Raw genomic sequence first — 21,426 nt, forward strand, 5'->3', positions numbered from 1 at the left:
CGCACCCCGCCCGACCGCTGCCCCGCCCGGCCTCTGCCGGCGGTCGCGCGGTCGCGGGTCGCCCCGCCAGCACCTCGCGCGGGGCGGCGCGGCACGCGACAGCAGCACCCATCACCATCCGCGCGGCCGGCCCTCACGGGCGGCCGGCAGCGCCCTATCGTCGCGCCGCCGCCCTGCACGGGCGAGACGGCGCGTGGAGACCGTTCAATGACCATGCGTATGCTGATCGACGCACGCCACCGGGAGGAAACCCGGGTCGCCGTCGTCAAGGGTAACCGGATCGAAGAGTTCGATTTCGAGAGCGAAGAGCGCAAGCAGCTCAAGGGTAACATCTATCTCGCCAAGGTGACGCGCGTCGAGCCGTCGCTCCAGGCGGCGTTCGTCGACTATGGTGGCAATCGCCACGGCTTCCTCGCCTTCAGCGAAATCCACCCCGATTACTACCAGATCCCCAAGGAGGATCGCGACGCGCTGCTGCGCGAGGAAGCCGAGCACGCCGCCGAGGAGGCCGCGCTGCGCGCCGAGCAGGACGCGTTCGACGACGCCGATTTCGACGGCGACGAGGACGAGCTCGACGCCGACGAGCACGACCTTGACGAGGCGGACGAGGACGAGGCGGCGGAGGAGACCGGCGAGGTCGAGGACGGCGCCGAGCCGCGCCAGCCGCGCCGCCGCCGCGGCCGCGCCGGCGCGAACGACGACCAGGTCGAGGCGCTGCGCCAGCGCCGCATGTCGCTGCGCCGCCGCTACAAGATCCAGGACGTGATCCGCCGCCGCCAGGTGCTGCTGGTGCAGGTCGTCAAGGAGGAGCGCGGCAACAAGGGCGCCGCGCTGACCAGCTATCTCAGCCTCGCCGGCCGCTATTGCGTGCTGATGCCCAACACGTCGCACGGCGGCGGGATCAGCCGCAAGATCTCCAACGCGGGCGATCGCAAGCGGCTCAAGTCGATCATGGCCGAACTGGCGCTGCCGTCGTCGATGGGCTGCATCGTCCGCACCGCGGGTCTCCAGCGTACGAAGACCGAGATCAAGCGCGACTTCGATTATCTCGCCCGGCTGTGGGACGAGATCCGCGAGAAGACGCTGTCGAGCAGCGCGCCGGCGCTGATCTACGGCGACAGCGACCTGATGAAGCGCGCGATCCGCGACATCTACAACAAGGACATCGACGAGGTCATCGTCGAGGGCGGTGACGGCTATCGCCAGGCCAAGGAGTTCATGCGGCTCCTGATGCCGAGCCACGCCAAGAAAGTGAAGCATTACAGCGACCCGGTGCCGCTGTTCCAGCGCGCGGGCGTGGAGGAGCAGCTCGCCGCCATGTACCACCCGGTGGTGCAGCTGAAGTCGGGCGGCTATCTCGTCATCAACCCGACCGAGGCGCTGGTCTCGATCGACATCAACTCGGGAAGGTCGACGCGCGAGCACAATATCGAGCAGACCGCGACCGCGACCAACCTTGAGGCGGCGCATGAGATCGCGCGCCAGCTGCGCCTGCGTGACATGGCGGGCCTGGTCGTCATCGACTTCATCGACATGGACAATGGCTCCAATGTCCGGAAGGTCGAGAAGGCGATGAAGGAGGCGCTCAAGAACGATCGCGCCCGCATCCAGGTCGGTCGCATCTCCAGCTTCGGCCTGATGGAGATGAGCCGCCAGCGGCTGCGCACCGGCGTGCTCGAGGCGTCTACCCGCCCCTGCCCGCACTGCGAGGGCACCGGCTTCGTTCGCACCGCCTCGTCGTCGGGCATCTCGGCACTGCGCCTGATCGAGGACGAAGCGGCGCGCGGGCGCGGTTCGCTGCTGACATTGCGGTGCAGCCAGGAAGCCGCCTTCTACGTGCTCAACCGCAAGCGCGCCGACATCGCCGAGATCGAGGATCGCTACGGCGTCCAGGTCGAGATCATCCCCGACGAGGAGCAGGAAGGCGCACGCATGTCGGTCGAGGCCAACGGCCCGCCGCCCGCGCACGCGCCCAAGTTCGACCGCCCGATCGTCGAGATCGAGGACGACCTGATCGAGGACGAGGTCGAGGAGGAGTTCGAAAACGAGGAGGTCGAGGAGACCGCCGCCGAGCCGCGCGCGCGCGCCGACCAGGGCGACGATGAGGGCGGGCGTGGCAACCGCCGTCGCCGGCGCCGCCGTGGCCGCCGCGGTCGCACCCGTCCCGAGGGCGAGAGCGAGAGTGATGTCGAGGCCGGCGAGGCCGAGGGCGAGGACGAGGAGGAGCTCGTCGACGCCGCGGACCCGGTCGAGGACGAGGAGGCCGTCGAGGCCGATGCCGAGGCGCCGGCTGAGACGGGCGAGCGCGAGGGCGGTCGCCGCCGTCGCCGCGGCCGTCGCAACCGCCGCCGCGACGGTGACCGGGTCGAGGAGGCCGCCGCGCCGGCCGAGGCACCGGTCGAGCCGGTCGAAGAAGCCGAAGCCGAGGCTGAGCCCGAGACGGTCGCTGCACCCGAGCCCGAGCCCGCGCCGGTCCCCAAGACCCGCCGTCGCCCCCGCGCGCGCGCCGCGACCGCGGCGGTGACCGAGCCCGAGGTCGAGGCCGAGGAGCCCGAGGCGGAGACGCCGGCGCCCGCGCCCGCCACGGAGGAGGCACCCGCCAAACCCAAGCGCACGCGCCGCAAGAAGGCGGTCGAGCCGATCGCCGAGGCGGCCGACGCCGGCCCGGTCAACGACGGCCTGCCCGCCCCCGAGAGGGACGAGCCCGAGGCGGTCGAGCCCGAGGCGCCGGCCAAGCCGAAGCGCACGCGCCGCAAGAAGGCCGATGCTGCGCCGGTCGCCGAGGCGCCGACCGCGGCCGAACCGGAGGCGGAGGCGACGGCGGAGCGCGACGCCGAGGCGGAAGCCGCGCCCGCCGACGGCGAGGCGACGCCGCGCCGCGGCTGGTGGCAGCGTACCTTCGGCGCCTGACATCGTGCGCCGGGCTTCAGCCGCGGTTCAGTGGAACCGCGGCAAGACGCCCGGCGCATGCCCCCATCGATGCCATTCGCCGCGCCGACGCTCCCGGACGATCATGAGGAAAGCGGCGCCGTGATCTCTCCCGGCGACGACCGCCGTGCTCCTGCGATCGCGGGAGTCCAGGGTCACGGACGCAGGCGCGGTTTGCCTCGAACGCTCGCCCGCACGGCGCGACTGTTTGAGTCGCGCGCTTGGTCTGCCCCGTCACCCCGGACGTGTTCAGGGGCGCACCCATCCGCACCTTCACTGACTGGAGAAAAGGCGGCGCGGTGGATCTCGGAACAAGGCCGGGAGGACGGCAGGTGGGCGTGGGCGCGTAGCTCCAGCGGCTCCGTCCGACGCTGGCGCCGCCGCATCGCCGCCGCGGCGACCGCAATCCTCCTGCTGGCCCAGCCAGCGCACGCCCAGTCGATCCTGCGTGACGCCGAGACCGAGGCGCTGCTGCGCGACATGTCGGCGCCGCTCGTCACCGCCGCCGGGCTGCGCCCGCGCGACGTACAGATCGCGCTGATCAACGACGATTCGATCAACGCCTTCGTCGTCGGCGGCCAGACCGTCTACGTCCACTCGGGACTGATCCAGGCGGCCGACACGGCCAACCAGGTACAGGGCGTAATCGCGCACGAGCTCGGCCACATTGCCGACGGCCATGTCGTCAACGCCGGCGAGGGCCAACGCCCCGCGATGGGCATCTACCTGCTCTCGATGGTGCTCGGGCTGGCCGCGATGGCGGCGGGCGGCGGCGAGGCGGGTGCGGGCATCCTCTCCGCCGGGCAGCAGGCGGCGATGGGCAAGTATCTCGCCTTCAGTCGCGTGCAGGAGGCCACCGCCGACGCCTCGGCGGTGCGCTACCTCAACACCGCCGGGATCACCGGGCGCGGCATGCTGGAGTTCTTCAAGAAGCTCCAGCAGCAGGAATTCCGCTACGGCACCAAGAACATCGATCCGTTCATGCAGTCGCACCCCTTGTCGGGCACGCGCATCCAGACGATGACCGCGGACCTGCAGAATTCGGCGGCGTGGAGGAAACCACTCGATCCGGCGATGGAGGAGCGGTTCAAGCGCATCCGTGCCAAGCTCGACGGCTATCTGCTGCCGCCCGCACAGGCGCTCCAGAAATATCCTGACAGCGACCAGACGGTCTACGCGCATTACGCGCGCGCCTATGCCTATCACCGCGCCGGCTACCCCGACAAAGCCGACGCCGAGGCCGAGGCGCTCGTCGCCAAGGAGCCCAACGACCCGTATTTCCAGGAGATCATGGGGCAGATCCTGCTCGAGGCGGGCAAGCCCAAACAGGCGATCGAGCCGCTGCGCCGCGCCACCGAGGGTTCGCGATCCGATCCGCTGATCGCCACCACCTACGGCCACGCGCTGATCGCGACCGAGGACCCGGGGAACTACGACGAGGCCAAGCGCATCCTCAAGACGGCGGTGGGGCGCGACGACGAGAACCCCTTCGCCTGGTTCCAGCTCGGCACCGTCTACGAGCTCACCGGCGACGAGCCGCGCGCCGCGCTCGCCAGCGCCGAGCGCGCCAGCATGATGGGCGACGACCGCACCGCCGCCGACCGCGCCCGCTATGCCATGGCCGGGCTGCCCAAGAACACGCCCGACTGGATCCGCGCGCAGGACATCGCCATGACCTCGCAGAACGGCCTCGACAAGAACAGGAAGAAGCGGCGGTGAACAGACTGTGGCTGCTCGGCATGGTGATGCTGGGCGCACTCTTCGGCGCGGGTGGTATGTGGCTAGCCGGGCGCGTTGCCCCTGCCCCGCTCGCCGACGGCGACCGTGTCCGCATCGAGCGCGTGGTGCGCGACTATGTCCTCGCCAACCCCGAGATCATCCCTCAGGCGATCGAGCGCTTGCAGGCGAAGGACGCCTCGCGCGCGATCGCCGCGTCGCGCGGTGCGATCGAGGAGCCCTACGGCGGCGCCTGGATCGGCAATCCCAAGGGCGACGTCACACTGGTCGAGTATTACGATTATAATTGCGGCTTCTGCCGCGCCAGCCTGGCGACGATCGAACAGCTCGTCGCCGAGGACAAAAACCTGCGGGTGGTGTTCAAGGAACTGCCCGTGCTCGCCGACAGCAGCCGGCTGGCGGCCCGCGCGGCGCTGGCAGCGGCGGCACAGGGGCGGTTCAAGCCGTTCCACGATGCACTCTACGCCGCCGGGCCGGTGAGCGCGGCGACGATCGCCACGGCGGCGAAGGCGACCGGGGTGGACCTCGCCAGGCTACCCGCCGACGCCGACGCGACGATCCGCGCCAATTTGGAGCTCGCGCAGAAGCTCGGCATCACCGGCACGCCGAGCTGGGTGGTGGGCGACGAGCTGCTGTCGGGCGCGCTGCCGATCGAGCGGCTGAAGGAGGCGATCGCCAAGGCGCGGGTGTCGTAGGTTTCGGTTCCTAATCGCCCGATTAGCCCCTTTCCACCGTCATCCCCGCGGAGGCGGGGATCTATACACGCTGACGTTCCGACCCCTTCGCGGGTCCACGCGTCTGGATCCCCGCCTTCGCGGGGATGACGAACGGGGCGAGCGTGCAGCGCTCCGCAACCGTCTCACCCCCTCGCTCCACACGCCCATCCCGAAACACCGTGTTTCCGAGCTTGCCGCCCCCTGCCACGCTCCCTAACTGACGCGAGAAGCAGGGAGACGACATGCCGGAACCGATCCTGACCGTCGCCGGCGTGTCCAAGACCTACAAGGACGGTCCCACCGCGCTCAAGACCGTCGACCTCAGCGTCAACCGCGGCGAGATCGTCGCGCTGCTCGGCCCCAATGGCGCGGGCAAGACCACGCTCATCAGCATCATCTGCGGCATCGTTACGCCTTCCTCCGGCAGCGTCACCGTCGCCGGCCACGACGTGGTGCGCGACTACAAAGCGGCGCGTCGGGCGATCGGTCTGGTGCCGCAGGAGCTCGCCACCGATCAGTTCGAGAGCGTGCTCGCCACCGTCACCTTCTCGCGCCGACTGTTCGGCCGCTCGGGCCATTCTGACTATATCGAACAGGTGCTGCGCGACCTCTCGCTGTGGGAGAAGCGCCACGCCAAGATCAAGGATCTCTCCGGCGGGATGAAGCGCCGCGTGCTGATCGCCAAGGCGCTGGCGCACGAGCCCGAGATCCTGTTCCTCGACGAGCCCACCGCCGGGGTCGACGTCGCGCTACGGCGCGACATGTGGAAACTGGTCCACCGCCTACGCGAGCAGGGCGCGACGATCATCCTCACCACCCACTACATCGAGGAGGCCGAGGAGATGGCCGACCGAGTCGGCGTGATCTCGCGCGGCGAGTTGCTGCTGGTCGAGGAGAAGGACGCGCTGATGGCCAAGCTCGGCAAGCGCCAAATGGATCTCACGCTGGTCGAGCCGCTCGCGGCGGTGCCCGAGGCGCTCGCGCGCTGGTCGCCGACGCTGGAGCATGACGGGCGCACGCTGCGCTACGTCTTCGACGCCAAGGCGGAGAGCACCGGCATCCCCGAGCTGCTCGCCGCGGTGGCACAGCAGCATATCGCCTTCAAGGACCTGGAGACGCGCAAGTCGAGCCTCGAGGACATCTTCGTCGACCTGGTGGGGCAGCGCGCATGAACCTGCATGGCATCTGGGCCATCTATCGCTTCGAGATGGCGCGCTTCGGGCGCACGATCTGGACCAGCCTCGCCACGCCGGTGATCACCACCACCTTGTACTTCATCGTCTTCGGCTCGGCGATCGGGTCGCAGATGAGGAGCATCGGCGACGTGCCCTATGGCGCCTTCATCGTCCCCGGGCTGATGCTGCTGACGATCTTCTCGGAGAGCGTCTTCAACGCCAGCCTCGGCATCTACATGCCCAAGTTCACCGGCACGATCTATGAGCTGCTCTCCGCGCCGCTCTCGGCGGTGGAGACGGTGATCGGCTATGTCGGGGCGGCCGCGACCAAGTCGATGGTGATCGGCCTCGTCATTTTCGCCACCGCGCACCTGTTCGTCGACCTTCACGTCGCGCACCCGCTGCTGATGCTCGGCTATCTTCTGCTGGTGGCGGCGAGCTTCTCGCTGTTCGGCTTCTGCCTCGGCATCTGGGCCAATGGCTTCGAGCAGCTCCAGATCATCCCGCTGCTGGTGATCACGCCGCTGACCTTCCTGGGCGGCGCCTTCTACTCGCTGTCGGTGCTGCCCGAGCCGTGGCGGACGGTCAGTTTGTTCAACCCGATCGCCTATCTGATCAACGGCTTCCGCTGGACCTTCTTCGGCATCAGCGACGTCGACGTGCTCGCCTGCGTGGCGGTCACGGCGGGTTTCGGCGCGCTCTGCCTGGCGGCGGTGGTGACGATCTTCCACACCGGCTGGCGGCTGAAGAGCTGAGCGGGGGCGGTCCGGCCAGCGCTTCGAGACGAGGCTTCGACAGGCTCAGCCTCTCGTCAGCGCGAACGGTAGCATGACGGTGCCTCTTCGCACCCGTTCGGGCTGAGGAGGCACGGAGCTCGTCGAAGTGCCGTCTCGAAGCCCGCGCCTCACCGCACCCGACCCGACAGCACCGGCCGCACCACCAGCGCGTTGAGATCGATCGCGACGTGGAGCAGCACCGCCGCCGCGAGCGAGCCGCTCAGCAGATAGGCGAGCGACAGCACCGCCCCGACCAGCGCGGTCGCGATCATGCCTGCTGCGCCCTGGTAGCGATGCGCCGCCCCGAACAGGACGCAGGCCAGCGCGAAGGCGGCGGCGCCCGAGAAGCCGCAGAGCACCAGAAGCAGCGGCAGCAAAAGTCGGAAGAACAACTCCTCGGTCACGCCCGCGGTGACCGACAGGAGCGCGCCCCAGCCGAGCTCGCCGCGCGTGCTCGGCAGCACCGACTCGACGTCGCCGAGAGTCACCGATCGCCCGCGCCAGCGCTCGACCAGGCCGGCGATCACGCCGCCGACCGCCAGCCCGCCGAGCGTCGACCAGGCGAGCAGGTCGAGCGGCATCGTCCCGCCCGCCAGATCGATCGCGCCGACACGGGACGGCGCGAACTCGGACGGCAGCGCCGCCAACGTGTCGAGCCGCCCCAGCGCGGCGAGCGCCACCAGCGTCACCAGCGCGAAGTGGAGCGTCGGACGCAGCGCCCGCAGCAGGAAGCGGCGGCGGCGCAAGTCCCCGCCGGGGCGGTAGAGCCAGCCATAGTGGCGCGTGCCGCCGCGCAGGAACAGCGCGAGGCTCGCCAGCGCCACCGCCAGCCAAGACGCCGCGCCCGCCACCGCGTCAGCGCTCGATTCGGTGCTCGCCCTTGACCCAGCGCACCGTGCCCGACGAGGCGCGCATCACCACGCTCTCGGTCGTCATCTTGTCGCGGCGGCGCTTGACGCCCTCCAGCAGCGAGCCGTCGGTCACGCCGGTCGCGGCGAAGATGCAATCACCTTTCGCCAGCTCCTTGAGATCATATTGGCGGTCGAGGTCCTCGATCCCCCACTGGCGCGCGCGCGCGCGCTCGTCATCGTTGCGGAACAGCAGCCGGCCCTTGAACTGGCCCCCGACGCAGCGCAGCGCGGCGCAGGCGAGCACGCCCTCGGGCGCGCCGCCCGATCCCATATAGACGTCGATCGTCGTGTCCGGGTCGCTGGTGGCGATCACCCCCGCGACGTCGCCGTCACCGATCAGCACCACGCCGCAGCCGAGTGCACGAAGCTCGGCGATCAGCGCCTCGTGCCGCGGGCGGTCGAGCACGCAGGCGACGATGTCCTGCGGCCGCACGCCCTTGGCGGCGGCGATGGCCTCGATGTTCTGGCTGGGCGTGCGATCCAGGTCGATGACGCCGGCTGGCAGGCCGGGACCGACCGCAAGCTTGTCCATATAGACATCGGGCGCGTTGAGCAGCCCGCCCGCCTCGGCGATGGCGAGCACCGCGAGGCTGTTCGGCCCCGACTTGGCGCAGATGGTGGTGCCCTCGAGCGGGTCGAGCGCGATGTCGATCGCAGGTCCCTGGCCCGTCCCGACCTTCTCGCCGATGTAGAGCATCGGCGCCTCGTCGCGCTCGCCCTCGCCGATCACGACGGTGCCGTCCATGTCGAGTTCGTTCAGCGCGGCGCGCATCGCCTCCACCGCCGCGGCGTCGGCGGCCTTCTCGTCGCCGCGGCCGGTCAGCGTCGAGGCAGCGATCGCGGCCGCCTCGGTGACCCGCACCATCTCGAGCACGAGGACACGGTCGAGTACCTTGCTGGCCTGGGGCATGAGTCACCTTCGCTGCGGCGTGAGGCCACGTCGATACGGCGCACGCATGACGCTGTCGAGGCAGAATGTTTTACATGTTCAACAACGGTGTCAGCGAAAGTTTGAGCCCCCGCCGCCGCGGGAGCCCGATCGTCACGCCGCGCCGTGGCAGTGCTTGTACTTGCGCCCCGACCCGCACGGGCACGGCGCGTTGCGGCTGACCTGCCCTTCCCAGCTCGCCGGATCCTCGCCGAGATCGGCGGCGGTCGGCTGCGGAATCTGGAGCGGCGGCAGCTGCGTCGTCACGAGCCCGAGCGTGCCGGCATCGATGTCGTTCGAATTGTCCTCCCCGGTGAACGGATCGAAGTGGGTGGTGATGAAGTCGGGCAGCTCGGGCAGCGGCGGCGGCTCCTGCATGCGGAACTGGGCGTGCGCGATCGTCTTCGTCACGTCCTCGCGGATCGCGTCGAGCATGCGCTGGAAGAGGTTGAACGCCTCCTGCTTATACTCGTTGATCGGCGTCTTCTGCGCATAGGCGCGCAGGTGCACCACCTGGCGCAGCGCGTCGAGCGTGGCGAGATGCTCCTTCCAGTGATGGTCGAGGTTCTGCAACAAGATCGACTTCTCGACCTGGGTCCAGGTCTCGGGCTCGAGATCGGCCGACTTGCTCGCCACCGCGGCGTCGGCCTCGGCCTGGACGCGCTCGGTGACGATCTCGGGGTCGATCGCGTCCTCCTTGAGCCACTCGTCGATCGGCGGCTCGAGGTTGAGGATGTCGGCGAGCCGCGCCTTCATCCCCTCGATATCCCACTGCTCGGGATAGGAGTTGGGCGGACAGGACTCGCCGACGATCGCGTTGACCGTCTCGGCGCGCATGTCGCTCACCACCTCGCCGACGGTCTCGGCGTCCATGATGTCGGCGCGCTGCTCGTAGATCACCTTGCGCTGGTCGTTCATCACGTCGTCATATTCGACGACCTGCTTGCGGATGTCGTAGTTGCGCGCCTCGACCTTCTTCTGCGCGGTCTCGATCGCCTTGGTCAGCCACTTGCTGCCGATCGCCTCGCCGTCGGCGATGTTGCTGCGCATCATCTTGGCGAACAGCGTGTCCGGCCCGAAGATGCGGAGCAGGTCGTCGTCGAGCGAGAGGTAGAAGCGGCTCAGGCCGGGATCGCCCTGGCGCCCCGAGCGGCCGCGCAGCTGGTTGTCGATGCGGCGGCTCTCGTGCCGCTCGGTGGCGAGCACGAACAGCCCGCCCGCCTCCAGCACCTTCTGCTTCTCGGCCGCGATCTCGGCGCGGATCTGCTCGATCGCGGCCTCGCGGTCGGGGCCCTCGGGCATGCCCGCCAGCTCGTCCTCGACGCGCATCTCGAGGTTGCCGCCGAGCTGGATGTCGGTGCCACGGCCCGCCATGTTGGTGGCGATCGTCACCGCGCCGAGCCGGCCCGCCTGCGCCACGATATGCGCCTCGCGCTCATGGTAGCGCGCGTTGAGGACGGAGTGGTCGACCCCCTCCTGCCGCAGGAACTCGCTGAGCAGCTCAGACTTCTCGATCGAGACCGTGCCGACCAGCACCGGCTGGCCCTTCTCCGAGTGCTCGCGGATCTTCTTGGCGATCGCGCGGAACTTGTCCTGCGTGTCCTTGTAGAACTCGTCCTCTTCGTCGACGCGGTGCACCGGCTTGTTGGTCGGAATGGTGACGACGTTCATCTTGTAGATGTCGTAGAACTCGGCCGCCTCGGTCGCGGCGGTGCCGGTCATGCCCGCCAGCTTGGGATACATGCGGAAATAGTTCTGGAAGGTGATCGAGGCCATGGTCTGGTTCTCGGGCTCGATCTGCACGCCCTCCTTGGCCTCGACCGCCTGGTGCAGCCCGTCCGACCAGCGGCGACCGTCCATCATGCGCCCGGTGAACTCGTCGATGATGACGACCTTGCCGTCCTTGACGATGTAGTCGGTGTCGCGCTTGAACATGACGTTCGCGCGCAGCGCCTGGTTGAGGTGGTGCACCACCTGGGTGTTCTCGAAGTCGTACAGATTGGCGCCCTGAAGCAGCCCGGCGGCCTCAAGCATGCGCTCGGCGCGTTCGGTGCCGTCCTCGGTCAGCACGATCGTCTTCTGCTTCTCGTCCTTCTCGTAATCGTCGGGAACGAGCTGCTTCACGATCGCGTCGACGCTGATGTACAGCTCGGACTTGTCGTCGGTCGGCCCCGAGATGATCAGCGGCGTGCGCGCCTCGTCGATCAGCACCGAGTCGACCTCGTCGACGATCGCCATCGCGAAGGCGCGCTGCACCATCTGCTGGCGCTCATATTTCATGTTGTCGCGGAGGTAATCGAAGCCGAACTCGTTGTTCGTGCCGTAGGTGATGTCCGCGGCGTAGGCGGCACGGCGTTCCTCGTCGGTGAGGTTGGGCACGATCACGCCCGTGGTGAGCCCGAGGAAGCGGTACACGCGACCCATCCAGTCGGCGTCGCGGCTGGCGAGATAGTCGTTGACGGTGATGACGTGGACGCCGTCGCCCGGCAGCGCGTTGAGATAGGTGGCGAGCGTGGCAACGAGCGTCTTGCCCTCGCCAGTGCGCATCTCGGCGATCTCGCCGCGGTGGAGCACGATGCCGCCGATCATCTGCACGTCATAGTGGCGCTGGCCGAGCACGCGCTTGGCCGCCTCGCGCACCGTCGCGAAGGCCTCGGGCAGCAGCTGGTCGAGCGTCTCGCCGTTCGCCAGCCGCTCGCGAAAGCGGACGGTCTGCTGCGCGAGCGTGTCGTCGTCCATCGCCTGCAACGTCGGCTCGAACGACGCGATCTTGGCGAGGATCGGGTTGAGCGACTTGACGTAGCGGTCGTTGGACGAACCGAAGAGGGTCTTGGCAATGCCGCCGAACATGGGCCTGGTCCTGTATGGGGAGCGCGCTGCGGCGCCGTTCCCCGACGCGCGCACGCTGATCTGATAGAGGGAGAACGGACGCGGCGCGGCGCTAGACGCGCCGGCGGCCCGCGAAGATCGGCTCGCGCGGCGCGAGCGTGAGCATCGCGACGCGCGGCGCGGCGGCGCTCGCGATCAGCGCGGCGAGCACCTGCCCCGGGCGCACCGCAACGCGTCGCGCCGCGGAGACGATCGCGACGGCACGCGCCTGCTGCGCCACCGCCTGCGCCGGCTGTGCCTGACGCGCGCTAGCCCCCACGCCGGTCAGCGCGGAGAGCAGGGCCGAGAGGAGCAGCAACAGGTTCACGCCGCTGGACATAAGACGAGACGAACCGCCCGTCCACCGGGCGGGCGTGCGGTAAACCATCAATTTGTCAGCGCTCGAGCCGCCCATCGCGGGCATGCGCGACGTCGATGACCCCTTTTCATATAGGCATCGATGTCCCGGAAGTCGCGCGCCGTCCAGCTGTGCGGCGGCACCCGGAGGCCGGTTTCCCGCAGGGTCCGCGGTATCAGATCACCGTCCGGCTGCAAGATGATCGAGGCCATGATGACGCCGGGATAGGCGGCCAGCGCTTCTTGAAAGCCGCCATCGCCGGTCGGGCGTGGACGGATGGCTCCTGCGCGCCAGCGGCCCATCGCCCCGCGCCCCGACGCCGTGGCACATGGCGCATCGCTTCGCAGAGGGCCGCTGACCGTTGCCGAGCGGCGCGGCGGGGAGCGCGGCGGCGCCCATCATGGCCCAATATGTCGCGGCAGCGAGACGACTGCCTCGCGCATTGGCGATCCAGCCCGACCGCGCGCCGCGCTCATCGCGATGCTCCACCATGGCGCCCCTTTGCGTGCTCTCCCGCCGCGCCTAAGAGGACGCCATGTCGACGTCCATTTCCCCGCTTGCCACTACCTTCCCCGATATGGCGAGCGTCGCTGGGGTGACGCTCCGGGTCGCGCGCGCGCACTACAAGTCGTGGGACCGCACCGACCTCACGCTGGCCGAGCTCGCTCCCGGGACCACCGTCGCCGGTGTGCTGACCCGCTCCAAATGCCCCTCGCCGGAGGTAGAATGGTGCCGCGCCGCGCTGGTGCTCGGCCATGCTCGCGCGCTGGTGGTCAATGCCGGAAACTCGAACGCCTTCACCGGGCATCGCGGGCGTGCCGCGGTGGAGGCGATCGCCGCGCAGGCGGCCGCGCAGCTCGGCTGTCAGCCGTCCGACGTGTTCGTCGCCTCCACCGGCGTGATCGGCGTCCCGCTGCCGATCGACAAGGCGCAGGCGGGCGTCGCCGCCGCCTTCGCCGCGCCCGAGGCGGGCTGGCGCGCCGCCGCCGAGACGATTGGCACCACCGACACCTATCCCAAGGGTGCGAGCGCGACTGCGGTGGTCGACGGGCGCACTGTGACGATCGCGGCGATCATCAAGGGATCGGGCATGATCGCGCCCGACATGGCGACGATGCTCGGCTTCGTCTTCACCGACGCCGCCCTGGAGGCGCCGTTCCTCCAGGCGGCGCTCGCCGCGGCGAACGCGCGCACCTTCTCGTGCATTACCGTCGATGGCGATACCTCGACCAGCGACACGGTGCTCGCCTTCGCTACCGGTGCGGCGGGCAACACGCCGCTGGCCGACGACGACAGCCCGGGCGCCGACGCCTTCCGCACCGCGCTCGCCGACGTCTGCCGCCAGCTCGCGTTGCTGGTGGTGCGCGACGGCGAGGGCGCGACCAAGCTGATCGAGGTGACGGTCGAGGGCGCCGAGAGCGACACCTCGGCGCACCGAGTCGCGCTGTCGATCGCCAACTCGCCGCTGGTGAAGACCGCGATCGCGGGCGAGGACGCCAACTGGGGCCGCGTCGTCATGGCGGTGGGCAAGGCGGGCGAGCCGGCCGAGCGCGACCGGCTGTCGATCCGCTTCGGCGCCACCCAGGTGGCGCGCGACGGCCTCGCGGTGGAGGGCTATGACGAGGCGCCGGTCGCGGCGCATCTCAAAGGGCAAGAAGTCGAGATCGGGGTCGATCTCGGGCTCGGCGAGGGTCGCGCCACGGTGTGGACCTGCGACCTGACGCACGGTTACATCTCGATCAACGCGGATTATCGCAGCTGAGGTGCGGCGCGGCGGCGGTGGTGCGAGACGGTATCGTCCCGACCGTTAGACCGCTGTTCGGGATGGCCGCACCGACGGATAACCACGAATTTCTCGTCATTTCGCGCTTAACTCGGGATCCACTGCGCCGCGAGCGCTGGAGGCGTTGCTCTCGCGGAGCCATGGGTACCGGCTCAAGGCCGTAATGACGATGGCGGGAGGCGCCGCGTCAAACGGGCAACGATCCCTGTCGGAGAGGTGGAGCCCAAGTGGCCAATCAGTTCGCGCCGAGCGTCACCTCGCCGGCGATCCCCGCCCGCGCCGCGCCCTTGACCAGCAGCAACACGACCCGCTCGCCGGACCCTGCCGGCACCCGCGCCTCCAAGCGACCCGGCGTCGCGTCGCGCTTGCTCGCGATCGCTTGACCGTCGACGAACAGCTCGGCGCTTCCCGCCACCGAATCGAAGCGGATGATCCCGCCCTCGGCGCCGACCCGCCGCCACGGCCGCACCACTGTGCGCCACGCATGCCAGTCCGCGCCCGCCTCGCCAGGCACCAGCGCGCCGGAGCGGACGAACGCCCAGCTGTTGTTGTCGCCGTCGGGCGGCGCGGCGTTCGCGGCGGGGCGCTCGCGCGACGCGGGCGAGCGGCGCCACTCGGCCAGCGGCTGGGCGCGACGCTGCTCGGGCCAATTGGCCGGGGACGCCATCGCGCGCCGGTCGATCGTCGCGCGCGCGCTTCGAAGCCCCGGCGACGTGGCGGTCAGGGTCACCGCACCGCCTCTCGCCGCGGCGCGCACGATCACCTGCGCCAGCCCGTTGAACAGGCTGCGCCCGTCACCCTGCTCGGGTTCGTGGCTGTTGGGATCGCCGTTGCCCAGGCCGATGATCTCGGCACCGCCGACGCCGAAGCGCACCGGGAGGTTGGCGGTGGGCACGTGGCGCCCCCGCGAGTCGATCGCGTCGACCGTCACCGGCAGCGCGTCCTCGCCGTCGCCCAGCATCACGCGCCGCGCCGGGGTGAGCCGCAGCGCCACCGCGGCGCCCGCCGTCTCGTGCGCCGCCCTCGCCACCTCGCGCCCGTCGCGCCGCGCCACCGCCTCGATCCGGCCGGGCGCGTACGGCACCTGCCACTCGTTGCCCATGATCCGGTCGACTCGCTGCGTGCCGAGCGCGCGGCCGTTGAGCGTCAGCGTCACCTCCTCGGCGTTGCTCATCACCAGCACGCGGACGGATTGCGCCTCGCGCCCCGGCCAGGTCCAGTGCGGCGCGATCGACACCACCGCGGCATCGTCGACCCAGTGCGCGCGGTGCACGTCATAGGCGGTCTTGGGAAAGCCGCAGAGATCCATGATTCCGAAGAAGCTCGATATCGTCGGCCAGGCATAAGGCGTCGGCTCGCCGTGATAGTCGAACCCGGTCCAGGTAAAGCCGCCCGCGACGAAGCGCCGCTCCGCGATCGCACGCCAGGTCGCGCGGTGCGTCCCGCCCCAGCTCGCCGCCTCGTCGTCGTAGGAAGAGATGACATGGCGCGCGGGGTCGCTGGCGAAGGCGCCGCGAGTCTCGAACGCGCTGGTGTCCTCCGAGCTGGTCAGCGCGCGGGTCGGGAAGAGCTGGTGGAAGCGGTCATAGTCGCCCTGATAATAATTGAAGCCGGTGACGTCGACGACGCTCGACACGCTGGCGGGCTCGAAGAAAGCGCCGTTCATCGCCGCGGTGACCGGGCGTGCGTCGTCGAGCGCGCGAACCGCATGCGCCATCCGCCGCACCATCTCGACGCCCGCGGGAGTGCCCTGCATCGGTTCCTCGTTGAACACCGACCAGAGGATCACCGAGGGATGATTGCGGTCGCGCCGCACCAGCCATTGTAGCTGCGCCATATAATCGGGCGCGGGGTTGAACTGGCGGTTCTCGTCCATGACGAGGAAGCCCATCTCGTCGCACAGGTCGAGGAACTCGGCGGCAGGCGCGTTATGCGAGCAGCGGATCGCGTTGCAGCCGATCGCTTTCAGGCGTTCGAGCCGCCAGCGATGCAGCGAGTCGGGCACGGCGACGCCGACGCCGGCATGGTCCTGGTGGAGGCAGACGCCCTTGAGCTTTACCGGCCGGTCGTTGAGGAAGAAGCCTTCGTTCGCGTCGAAGCGCGCGGTGCGGAAGCCGATCCGGGTACGGCGCTCGTCGGCGATACCCTCGCCCGTGACGCGCGTGACGACGGTGTAGAGCGTCGGCCGCTCGACCGACCAAAACAGCGGCGCGCCGGCCGCGAGCGACACGCGCGCCTCCGCCTCGTCAAGCGCGGCGACGGTCGCCTCGGTATCGCCGCGCGCGACCTCGCGCCCGTTTGGATCGAGCAGCCGTGCCTCGACCCGCACCGCGCGATCGTCGCGCGCGACGCTGGTGAGCGTCACCGCCACCGGCACGTGCCACGCGCCGTCCGCGCCGCGGCGCGGGTCGCAATGGACGCCGTCGCTCGCGATCGAGACCGGCGGCCGGCGCACCAGCCAGGCATGGCGGTAGAGACCTGCCCCCTCGTACCACCAGCCCTCCATCGCCTCGGCGTCGACGCGAATCGCGACGGTGTTGAGCTCCTCGCCGAAGCGCGCGAACGGGGTCAGGTCGACGTAGACGCTGGTGTAGCCCGACCATTGGTGCGCCACGACGCTGCCGTTGACCCATATCGTCGCGTTGGTGGCGATGCCGTCGAAGTGGAGCTCGATCCGCTGCCCGCGGTCGCTCACGTCGAGCGCGAAGTGGCGGCGGTACCAGCCGATCCCGCGTGGACGATAGCCCTGCGCGACATTGGCGCTTGCGACGAACGGCTGCGCCGACGCCCAATCGTGCGGCAGGCGGACGCGCTGCCAGTCGGAATCGTCATAGTCGATCGCCGCCGCGCCCTGCGCGTTGCCCGCCTTGACGCTGAGGTAGGTGGCATTGTGCGTGTCGAGCCGCGGCGGCGCGATGTCGCCCTCGTGGAACAGCCAGCCGCGCTCGAGCCGCACCCGCGTGGGATCGCCGACGAAGGCGGGCGGCGGCAACGCGTCAACGGGCGCGGGCATCGGCAGCCCGTCGCCGGCAGAACGGCGCGCGGCCGGCGCCGCAGCGAGCGGCGCGCCCGCGACCGTCGCGAGCGCGGCGGTACCGCGCAGCAAGTCACGCCGCCGCATCAGAGATCGGAGAGTTCGGCCACGAAGTCGTACGCGTCGCCGCGATAGTAAGAGCGGGTGAACTCCACCGCGCGCCCGTCGCGCAGGAAGCCGCGCCGCTCGATCAGCAGACCCGCATGGCCCGACTCGACACCCAGCATGCGCGCGTGCTCGCCCCCGAACGGCACCGCGCGCAACCGCTGCAGCGCGCGCGCCGGCCGGCTGCCCGCCGCCTGTAGCGCGGTGTAAAGAGAGTCACCCACCGCCTCGGCCGAGGGCAGGCAATAGCCCGCGATGGTGGAGAGCTCGAGCGCCATCGGCTCGTCGTCGGCACTGCGCAGCCGGTGGAAGCGGTACACCGCCGCGCCGGGCGACAGGCCGAGCGCCATCGACTCCTCGGGGCTCACCGTCCCAGCGGCACGCAGGATCCACTGGCTCGACGCGGTCTTGCCGCGCGCTGCCATGTCCTCGGTGAAGGACGAGAGTTTGGAGAAGCTCTTCTCGACGCGCCCCGCGACGAAGGTGCCCGCGCCGCGCCGCCGGGTGAGCAATCCCTCCTCGACCAGGCCGCCGATCGCCTTGCGCACCGTGATGCGCGACACGTCATATTCAACCGCGAGATCGCGCTCGGCCGGGATGGCGTCGCCCTGCTGGAGCTTGCCGCCGCCGATCCCGTCGCGGATCACCTGTTGTAGCTGGAGGTAGAGTGGCGCCGCATTGCCCCGCCGGAACTTTCCGATCTCTTCGGCGAACCCCATTCTCTTCTCCCCTGCCCGCCGATCGTCGCCGGATCATCGCAGCGTACCGGAACCGGTCCACCGCCACAATCGCCGCGATCCCATCGATAGAACCACTTAGTGCCGGCCCGAGCACGCCACCCGGCCATCACGGCCGGATCGGGAAACCCAACCCCGTCCGCCACTTACTGGAACGTGCACGACACGTAACCAAAGTGCAATTTTTTGTCGCTTGATTGGTATACTTTGGTTATACCATGTTGAAATCGCAGAGCGGGATCAACCCGACGCGCGGTCGCGGGGCGAATACGGCTTTTCACATCGGGCGAGCGGTCAGGGCCGGATCGCCCAAAGGGGAGAATATGACGATGCGTATGCGGCAATTGGTCCTACTCTCGACCGCGCTGACCGGCCTCGCTGGCACCGCGCAGGCGCAGCAGACCCCGCCCTCGACCACACCGCCGAGCGAGGCCGCCCCGGCGGTTGATCCGTCGAGCGACGCCACCGGCGAGGACGTCGTCGTCACCGGCTATGCGCGCAGCCTCCGGCAGGCGATCGAAGTCAAGCGCAGCGCCAACGCGGTGGTGGACGCGATCTCGGCCGAGGACATCGGCAAGTTTCCCGATCGCAACGTCGCCGAATCGCTCGCGCACATCCCCGGCGTGTCGATCGACCGCCGCTTCGGCGAGGGCGAGAAAGTCGCGATCCTCGGCACCGATCCGGCGCTCAACCGCATGCTGCTCGACGGCCACGCGCTCGCCTCGGCCGACTGGGGCGGCAACGACAACGACCCGTCCAGCCGCACCTTCAACTATTCGCTGCTCGCACCCGAGCTGGTCGACCGGCTCGAGGTCTACAAGTCGCCCGAGGCGCGGCTCGAGGACGGCAGCCTCGGCGGCACGGTGATCGTGCGCACGCGTCGGCCGTTGGAGCTGGAGGCCAATTCGCTGTTCGGCTCGGGCGGCTACACCTACAATGACCGTTCGGACAAGGGCAGCGTCCGCGGCTCGGGGCTGTACAGCTGGAAGAACAAAGACGAGACCTTCGGCTTCCTCGTCGCCGCCACCTATGACAAGCAGCAGCTGGTCCGCGCGGGCGTCGAGTTCTTCGGCTATGACAACAGCGTTCCCAACGCCGACGGCACGTACAGCAGCCCGTTCGTCAATCGCGACAGCGCCACAGGCGCGCTCAGCCTGAAGAACCCCAACGCGACGGTCAGCGGCGGCACCATCTCCGACCTGTACAAGGCCGCCTCGCCGTTCGGCATCAACTACGCCTATTTCCAGCAGCAGCGCGAGCGCACCAGCGTCTCGGGCACGGTGCAGTACCGCCCGGCGAGCAACCTGACGCTGACCCTGAACGGCCTGCACATCAACGGCAATTACAACAATTATAGCCAGGCGATGTACACCATCCCGGGCGCGTGGAGCGGCGCGGACCTGCAATCGGCGACCGTCTCGAACGGTCTGGTGACCGAGGCCAGTTTCGGCGCGGCGACCAGCCAGCGCAACGCGCAGGTCGACACGCTGGTGCGAGCGACCAAGCTGAAGACCGACAACCTCAATTTCTTCGCCGACTGGGAAGGCGACGACGGCGCGAAGGTGACGTTCCTCGGCGGGTGGAGCAAGGCGACCGGCGGGCGCAACCCGGAATATCTGTTCAACGTGCAGACCAAGCTGCCGTTCAGCTACGCAATCAGCCCCACCACCGCCGAGGTGAACTATACCGGCGACCTGACCAACCCGGCCAATTACTTCACCAACCCGCAGAACAATCCGGTCACGATCGAGGGCGTGCCCTACAACGTCAACGGCACGCAGCTGAACGCAGCGCAGATCGGCGGCCTCGACTATAGCGTCACGACCGATCGCGACATCTTCGGCGGCTTCGACGCGACCGTCCCGCTCGGCGACGGCTTCTTCAAGCAGGTGCTGATCGGCGCGCGGATCACCGACCACGTCAACAAGATCGACGCACGCGGCATCAACACCTATCTGACGACCTCGAAGCTAGGCTCCGAGCTGGGCGTCACCACGCTGACCACGCCGGACGGCATCTTCGACGGCTCTGGCGGCTCGGGCTCCGCGACCCAATATCTCAACCTGCCGCGCGAGGCGGTGATCGACATCCTGGCGAACAGCATCAACACGCCGCTGTTCACCAAGGTCGGCGGTTCGACCCGCGTCGAGGAGCGCACCGCCGCCAGCTACGTCCAGGTCAATTTCGACCAGGGCGGCCTGCGCGGCAACCTCGGCGGGCGGCTCGTCTACACGCGCGACGTGTCTTACTATGCGCTGTCGCTGCCGACCCTGGACAACCCCAACCCGATCCCGGTGCCGACCAGCACCTCGACCGACTATCTGAAGTTCCTTCCCGCGCTCAACGTCGCCTATGAGATCAATCCGCAGGTCATCGTGCGCGGCGCGGTGGCCAAGGTGATCTCGCGTCCGCGCTATCAGGACCTCGCGGCATCGATCACGCAGAACGACGTCACCTTCGACGCGGGCGGCGGCAACCCGAACCTGAAGCCCTATGAGTCGACCAACTATGAGGTGACCGCGGAATTCTACCCGCGCGCGGGCGCGCTGCTGTCGCTGGAGCTGTATCGCCGCGAGATCGGCAACTACATCCTGTCGACGACGCTCAACAACCAGAGCTTCTACAACTCGCTCGAGGGCCGGGTGATCAACACTTATCGCCTCTCCAGCCCGATCAACGCGGGCAAGGCGAAGGTGAACGGCGTGCTGGTCAACGGCCAGGCGGAGATCTGGAATGGCTTCGGCATCCAGGCGAACTATGCCTATCAGGACAGCTCGACCTCGGTGATCCCGGGCGTGGACGGCGAGCTGAACCTGCCCTATCTTTCGAAGCACACGGTCAACGTCATCCCTTATTTCGAGAAGGGACCCTTCCAGGCGCGCGTCAGCTACAATTACCGCTCGTCCTACTTCCGCGCGATCGGCCGCCTGAACTCGTTCGAGATGGTGGCGCCCTACAACCAGCTCGACGCCTCGGCCTCGCTCGCGCTGACGCCGAACATCTCGCTGACCGTCAACGCGCAGAACCTGCTCGACGAGACTTACCTGCAATATAGCGGCACGCGCGACCGCCCGTCGGCCTTCTACAAGAACGGCCGTACCTTCGTGGGAAGTGTCACCTTCCGGATGTAAAGTGGGCTGCCATACCTGTCGCCCTGGTGAAAGCCGGGGCCCAGTTGGGGAAGCCGGGGTGGGAGCCACCAACGTCGCTCAACTGGACCCCGGCGTTCGCCGGGGTGACAGTAAGCGAGGGCGGCTCCGCTCTTCATACGGCTCCGCCTCTCCCCACGAAGTCATGCATCCCCCAAGCCACAGCCCTTTCTTTTTATGGCCGAGGCATGGACGCCTGGCGGCGCATCGGTCATGATACC

The 21,426-nt window shown here is 69.1% G+C and carries 14 protein-coding genes; 7 read left to right on the forward strand and 7 right to left on the reverse strand.

All coding sequences use genetic code 11. The annotated features are described in order from the left end of the window. The first annotated feature begins 219 nt into the window (after positions 1 to 219). From FHY02_RS06810 to FHY02_RS06830, 5 genes are all read left to right on the forward strand, one after another. A complete protein-coding gene (locus FHY02_RS06810; protein WP_183921487.1) occupies positions 220 to 2,910 on the forward strand; it encodes a ribonuclease E/G in 2,691 nt (896 codons plus the stop codon). Positions 2,911 to 3,312: 402 nt separating this feature from the next. Beyond that, positions 3,313 to 4,647 carry a M48 family metalloprotease gene (locus tag FHY02_RS06815; RefSeq protein ID WP_311731804.1) on the forward strand — a complete coding sequence of 445 codons (1,335 nt, stop codon included), beginning with the start codon at positions 3,313 to 3,315 and terminating at the stop codon, positions 4,645 to 4,647. Then, positions 4,644 to 5,360 carry a DsbA family protein gene (locus FHY02_RS06820; RefSeq protein ID WP_311721264.1) on the forward strand — a complete coding sequence of 239 codons (717 nt, stop codon included), beginning with the start codon at positions 4,644 to 4,646 and terminating at the stop codon, positions 5,358 to 5,360. The genes FHY02_RS06815 and FHY02_RS06820 overlap by 4 nt, the downstream gene beginning before the upstream one ends. A gap of 263 nt (positions 5,361 to 5,623) precedes the next feature. Beyond that, positions 5,624 to 6,553 carry an ABC transporter ATP-binding protein gene (locus FHY02_RS06825; protein ID WP_183921057.1) on the forward strand — a complete coding sequence of 310 codons (930 nt, stop codon included), beginning with the start codon at positions 5,624 to 5,626 and terminating at the stop codon, positions 6,551 to 6,553. Next, positions 6,550 to 7,311 (forward strand): ABC transporter permease, encoded by a 762-nt coding sequence (locus FHY02_RS06830; protein ID WP_183921058.1) that lies wholly within the window; start codon positions 6,550 to 6,552, stop codon positions 7,309 to 7,311. The genes FHY02_RS06825 and FHY02_RS06830 overlap by 4 nt, the downstream gene beginning before the upstream one ends. Positions 7,312 to 7,460: 149 nt before the next feature. On the opposite strand, the gene FHY02_RS23280 is transcribed toward FHY02_RS06830, so the two are convergent. The 5 genes from FHY02_RS23280 to FHY02_RS06855 form a co-directional block, all read right to left on the reverse strand. Next, positions 7,461 to 8,183, reverse strand: a complete 723-nt coding sequence (locus tag FHY02_RS23280; protein ID WP_183921059.1) for a CPBP family intramembrane glutamic endopeptidase — start codon at positions 8,181 to 8,183, stop codon at positions 7,461 to 7,463. A gap of 4 nt (positions 8,184 to 8,187) precedes the next feature. After that, positions 8,188 to 9,153, reverse strand: a complete 966-nt coding sequence (gene glpX / locus FHY02_RS06840) for a class II fructose-bisphosphatase (RefSeq protein WP_183921060.1) — start codon at positions 9,151 to 9,153, stop codon at positions 8,188 to 8,190. Positions 9,154 to 9,285: 132 nt separating this feature from the next. Continuing rightward, positions 9,286 to 12,021, reverse strand: a complete 2,736-nt coding sequence (gene secA, locus FHY02_RS06845) for a preprotein translocase subunit SecA (RefSeq protein WP_183921061.1) — start codon at positions 12,019 to 12,021, stop codon at positions 9,286 to 9,288. Between the two features lie 91 nt (positions 12,022 to 12,112). After that, a complete protein-coding gene (locus tag FHY02_RS06850; RefSeq protein ID WP_183921062.1) occupies positions 12,113 to 12,367 on the reverse strand; it encodes a hypothetical protein in 255 nt (84 codons plus the stop codon). A gap of 59 nt (positions 12,368 to 12,426) precedes the next feature. Continuing rightward, entirely contained in the window at positions 12,427 to 12,699 is a 273-nt protein-coding gene (locus tag FHY02_RS06855; RefSeq protein ID WP_221189934.1) for a hypothetical protein, read from the reverse strand. 233 nt (positions 12,700 to 12,932) lie between these two features. Here FHY02_RS06855 and argJ point away from each other — a divergent pair, with 233 nt between their 5' ends. After that, positions 12,933 to 14,159, forward strand: coding sequence for a bifunctional glutamate N-acetyltransferase/amino-acid acetyltransferase ArgJ (gene argJ / locus FHY02_RS06860; protein ID WP_183921063.1), 1,227 nt, complete (start codon positions 12,933 to 12,935; stop codon positions 14,157 to 14,159). A gap of 256 nt (positions 14,160 to 14,415) precedes the next feature. Here the strand turns inward: argJ and galA are convergent, their stop codons facing one another. Further along, positions 14,416 to 17,301 (reverse strand): beta-galactosidase GalA, encoded by a 2,886-nt coding sequence (gene galA / locus FHY02_RS06865; RefSeq protein ID WP_183921064.1) that lies wholly within the window; start codon positions 17,299 to 17,301, stop codon positions 14,416 to 14,418. Further along, entirely contained in the window at positions 17,301 to 18,038 is a 738-nt protein-coding gene (locus tag FHY02_RS06870; RefSeq protein ID WP_183921065.1) for a GntR family transcriptional regulator, read from the reverse strand. The genes galA and FHY02_RS06870 overlap by 1 nt, the downstream gene beginning before the upstream one ends. A 353-nt stretch (positions 18,039 to 18,391) precedes the next feature. On the opposite strand from FHY02_RS06870, the gene FHY02_RS06875 reads away from it, so the two are divergent. Then, a complete protein-coding gene (locus FHY02_RS06875) occupies positions 18,392 to 21,187 on the forward strand; it encodes a TonB-dependent receptor (protein ID WP_260158553.1) in 2,796 nt (931 codons plus the stop codon). The last annotated feature ends 239 nt before the right edge of the window (positions 21,188 to 21,426 follow it).

Origin of the sequence: Sphingomonas sp. BK069 (genome assembly GCF_014193405.1) — a bacterium.
Taxonomy (GTDB): domain Bacteria; phylum Pseudomonadota; class Alphaproteobacteria; order Sphingomonadales; family Sphingomonadaceae; genus Sphingomonas.

What these genes read in the sequence shown, in the direction of transcription:
- FHY02_RS06810 (WP_183921487.1), top strand. Translation starts at nt 220, where the DNA reads ATGCTGATCGACGCACGCCACCGGGAGGAAACCCGGGTCGCCGTCGTC.
- FHY02_RS06825 (WP_183921057.1), top strand. Translation starts at nt 5,624, where the DNA reads ATGCCGGAACCGATCCTGACCGTCGCCGGCGTGTCCAAGACCTACAAG.
- FHY02_RS06830 (WP_183921058.1), top strand. Translation starts at nt 6,550, where the DNA reads ATGAACCTGCATGGCATCTGGGCCATCTATCGCTTCGAGATGGCGCGC.
- glpX (WP_183921060.1), bottom strand. Translation starts at nt 9,153, where the DNA reads ATGCCCCAGGCCAGCAAGGTACTCGACCGTGTCCTCGTGCTCGAGATG.
- secA (WP_183921061.1), bottom strand. Translation starts at nt 12,021, where the DNA reads ATGTTCGGCGGCATTGCCAAGACCCTCTTCGGTTCGTCCAACGACCGC.
- FHY02_RS06855 (WP_221189934.1), bottom strand. Translation starts at nt 12,699, where the DNA reads ATGGGCCGCTGGCGCGCAGGAGCCATCCGTCCACGCCCGACCGGCGAT.
- argJ (WP_183921063.1), top strand. Translation starts at nt 12,933, where the DNA reads ATGTCGACGTCCATTTCCCCGCTTGCCACTACCTTCCCCGATATGGCG.
- galA (WP_183921064.1), bottom strand. Translation starts at nt 17,301, where the DNA reads ATGCGGCGGCGTGACTTGCTGCGCGGTACCGCCGCGCTCGCGACGGTC.
- FHY02_RS06870 (WP_183921065.1), bottom strand. Translation starts at nt 18,038, where the DNA reads ATGGGGTTCGCCGAAGAGATCGGAAAGTTCCGGCGGGGCAATGCGGCG.
- FHY02_RS06875 (WP_260158553.1), top strand. Translation starts at nt 18,392, where the DNA reads ATGCGGCAATTGGTCCTACTCTCGACCGCGCTGACCGGCCTCGCTGGC.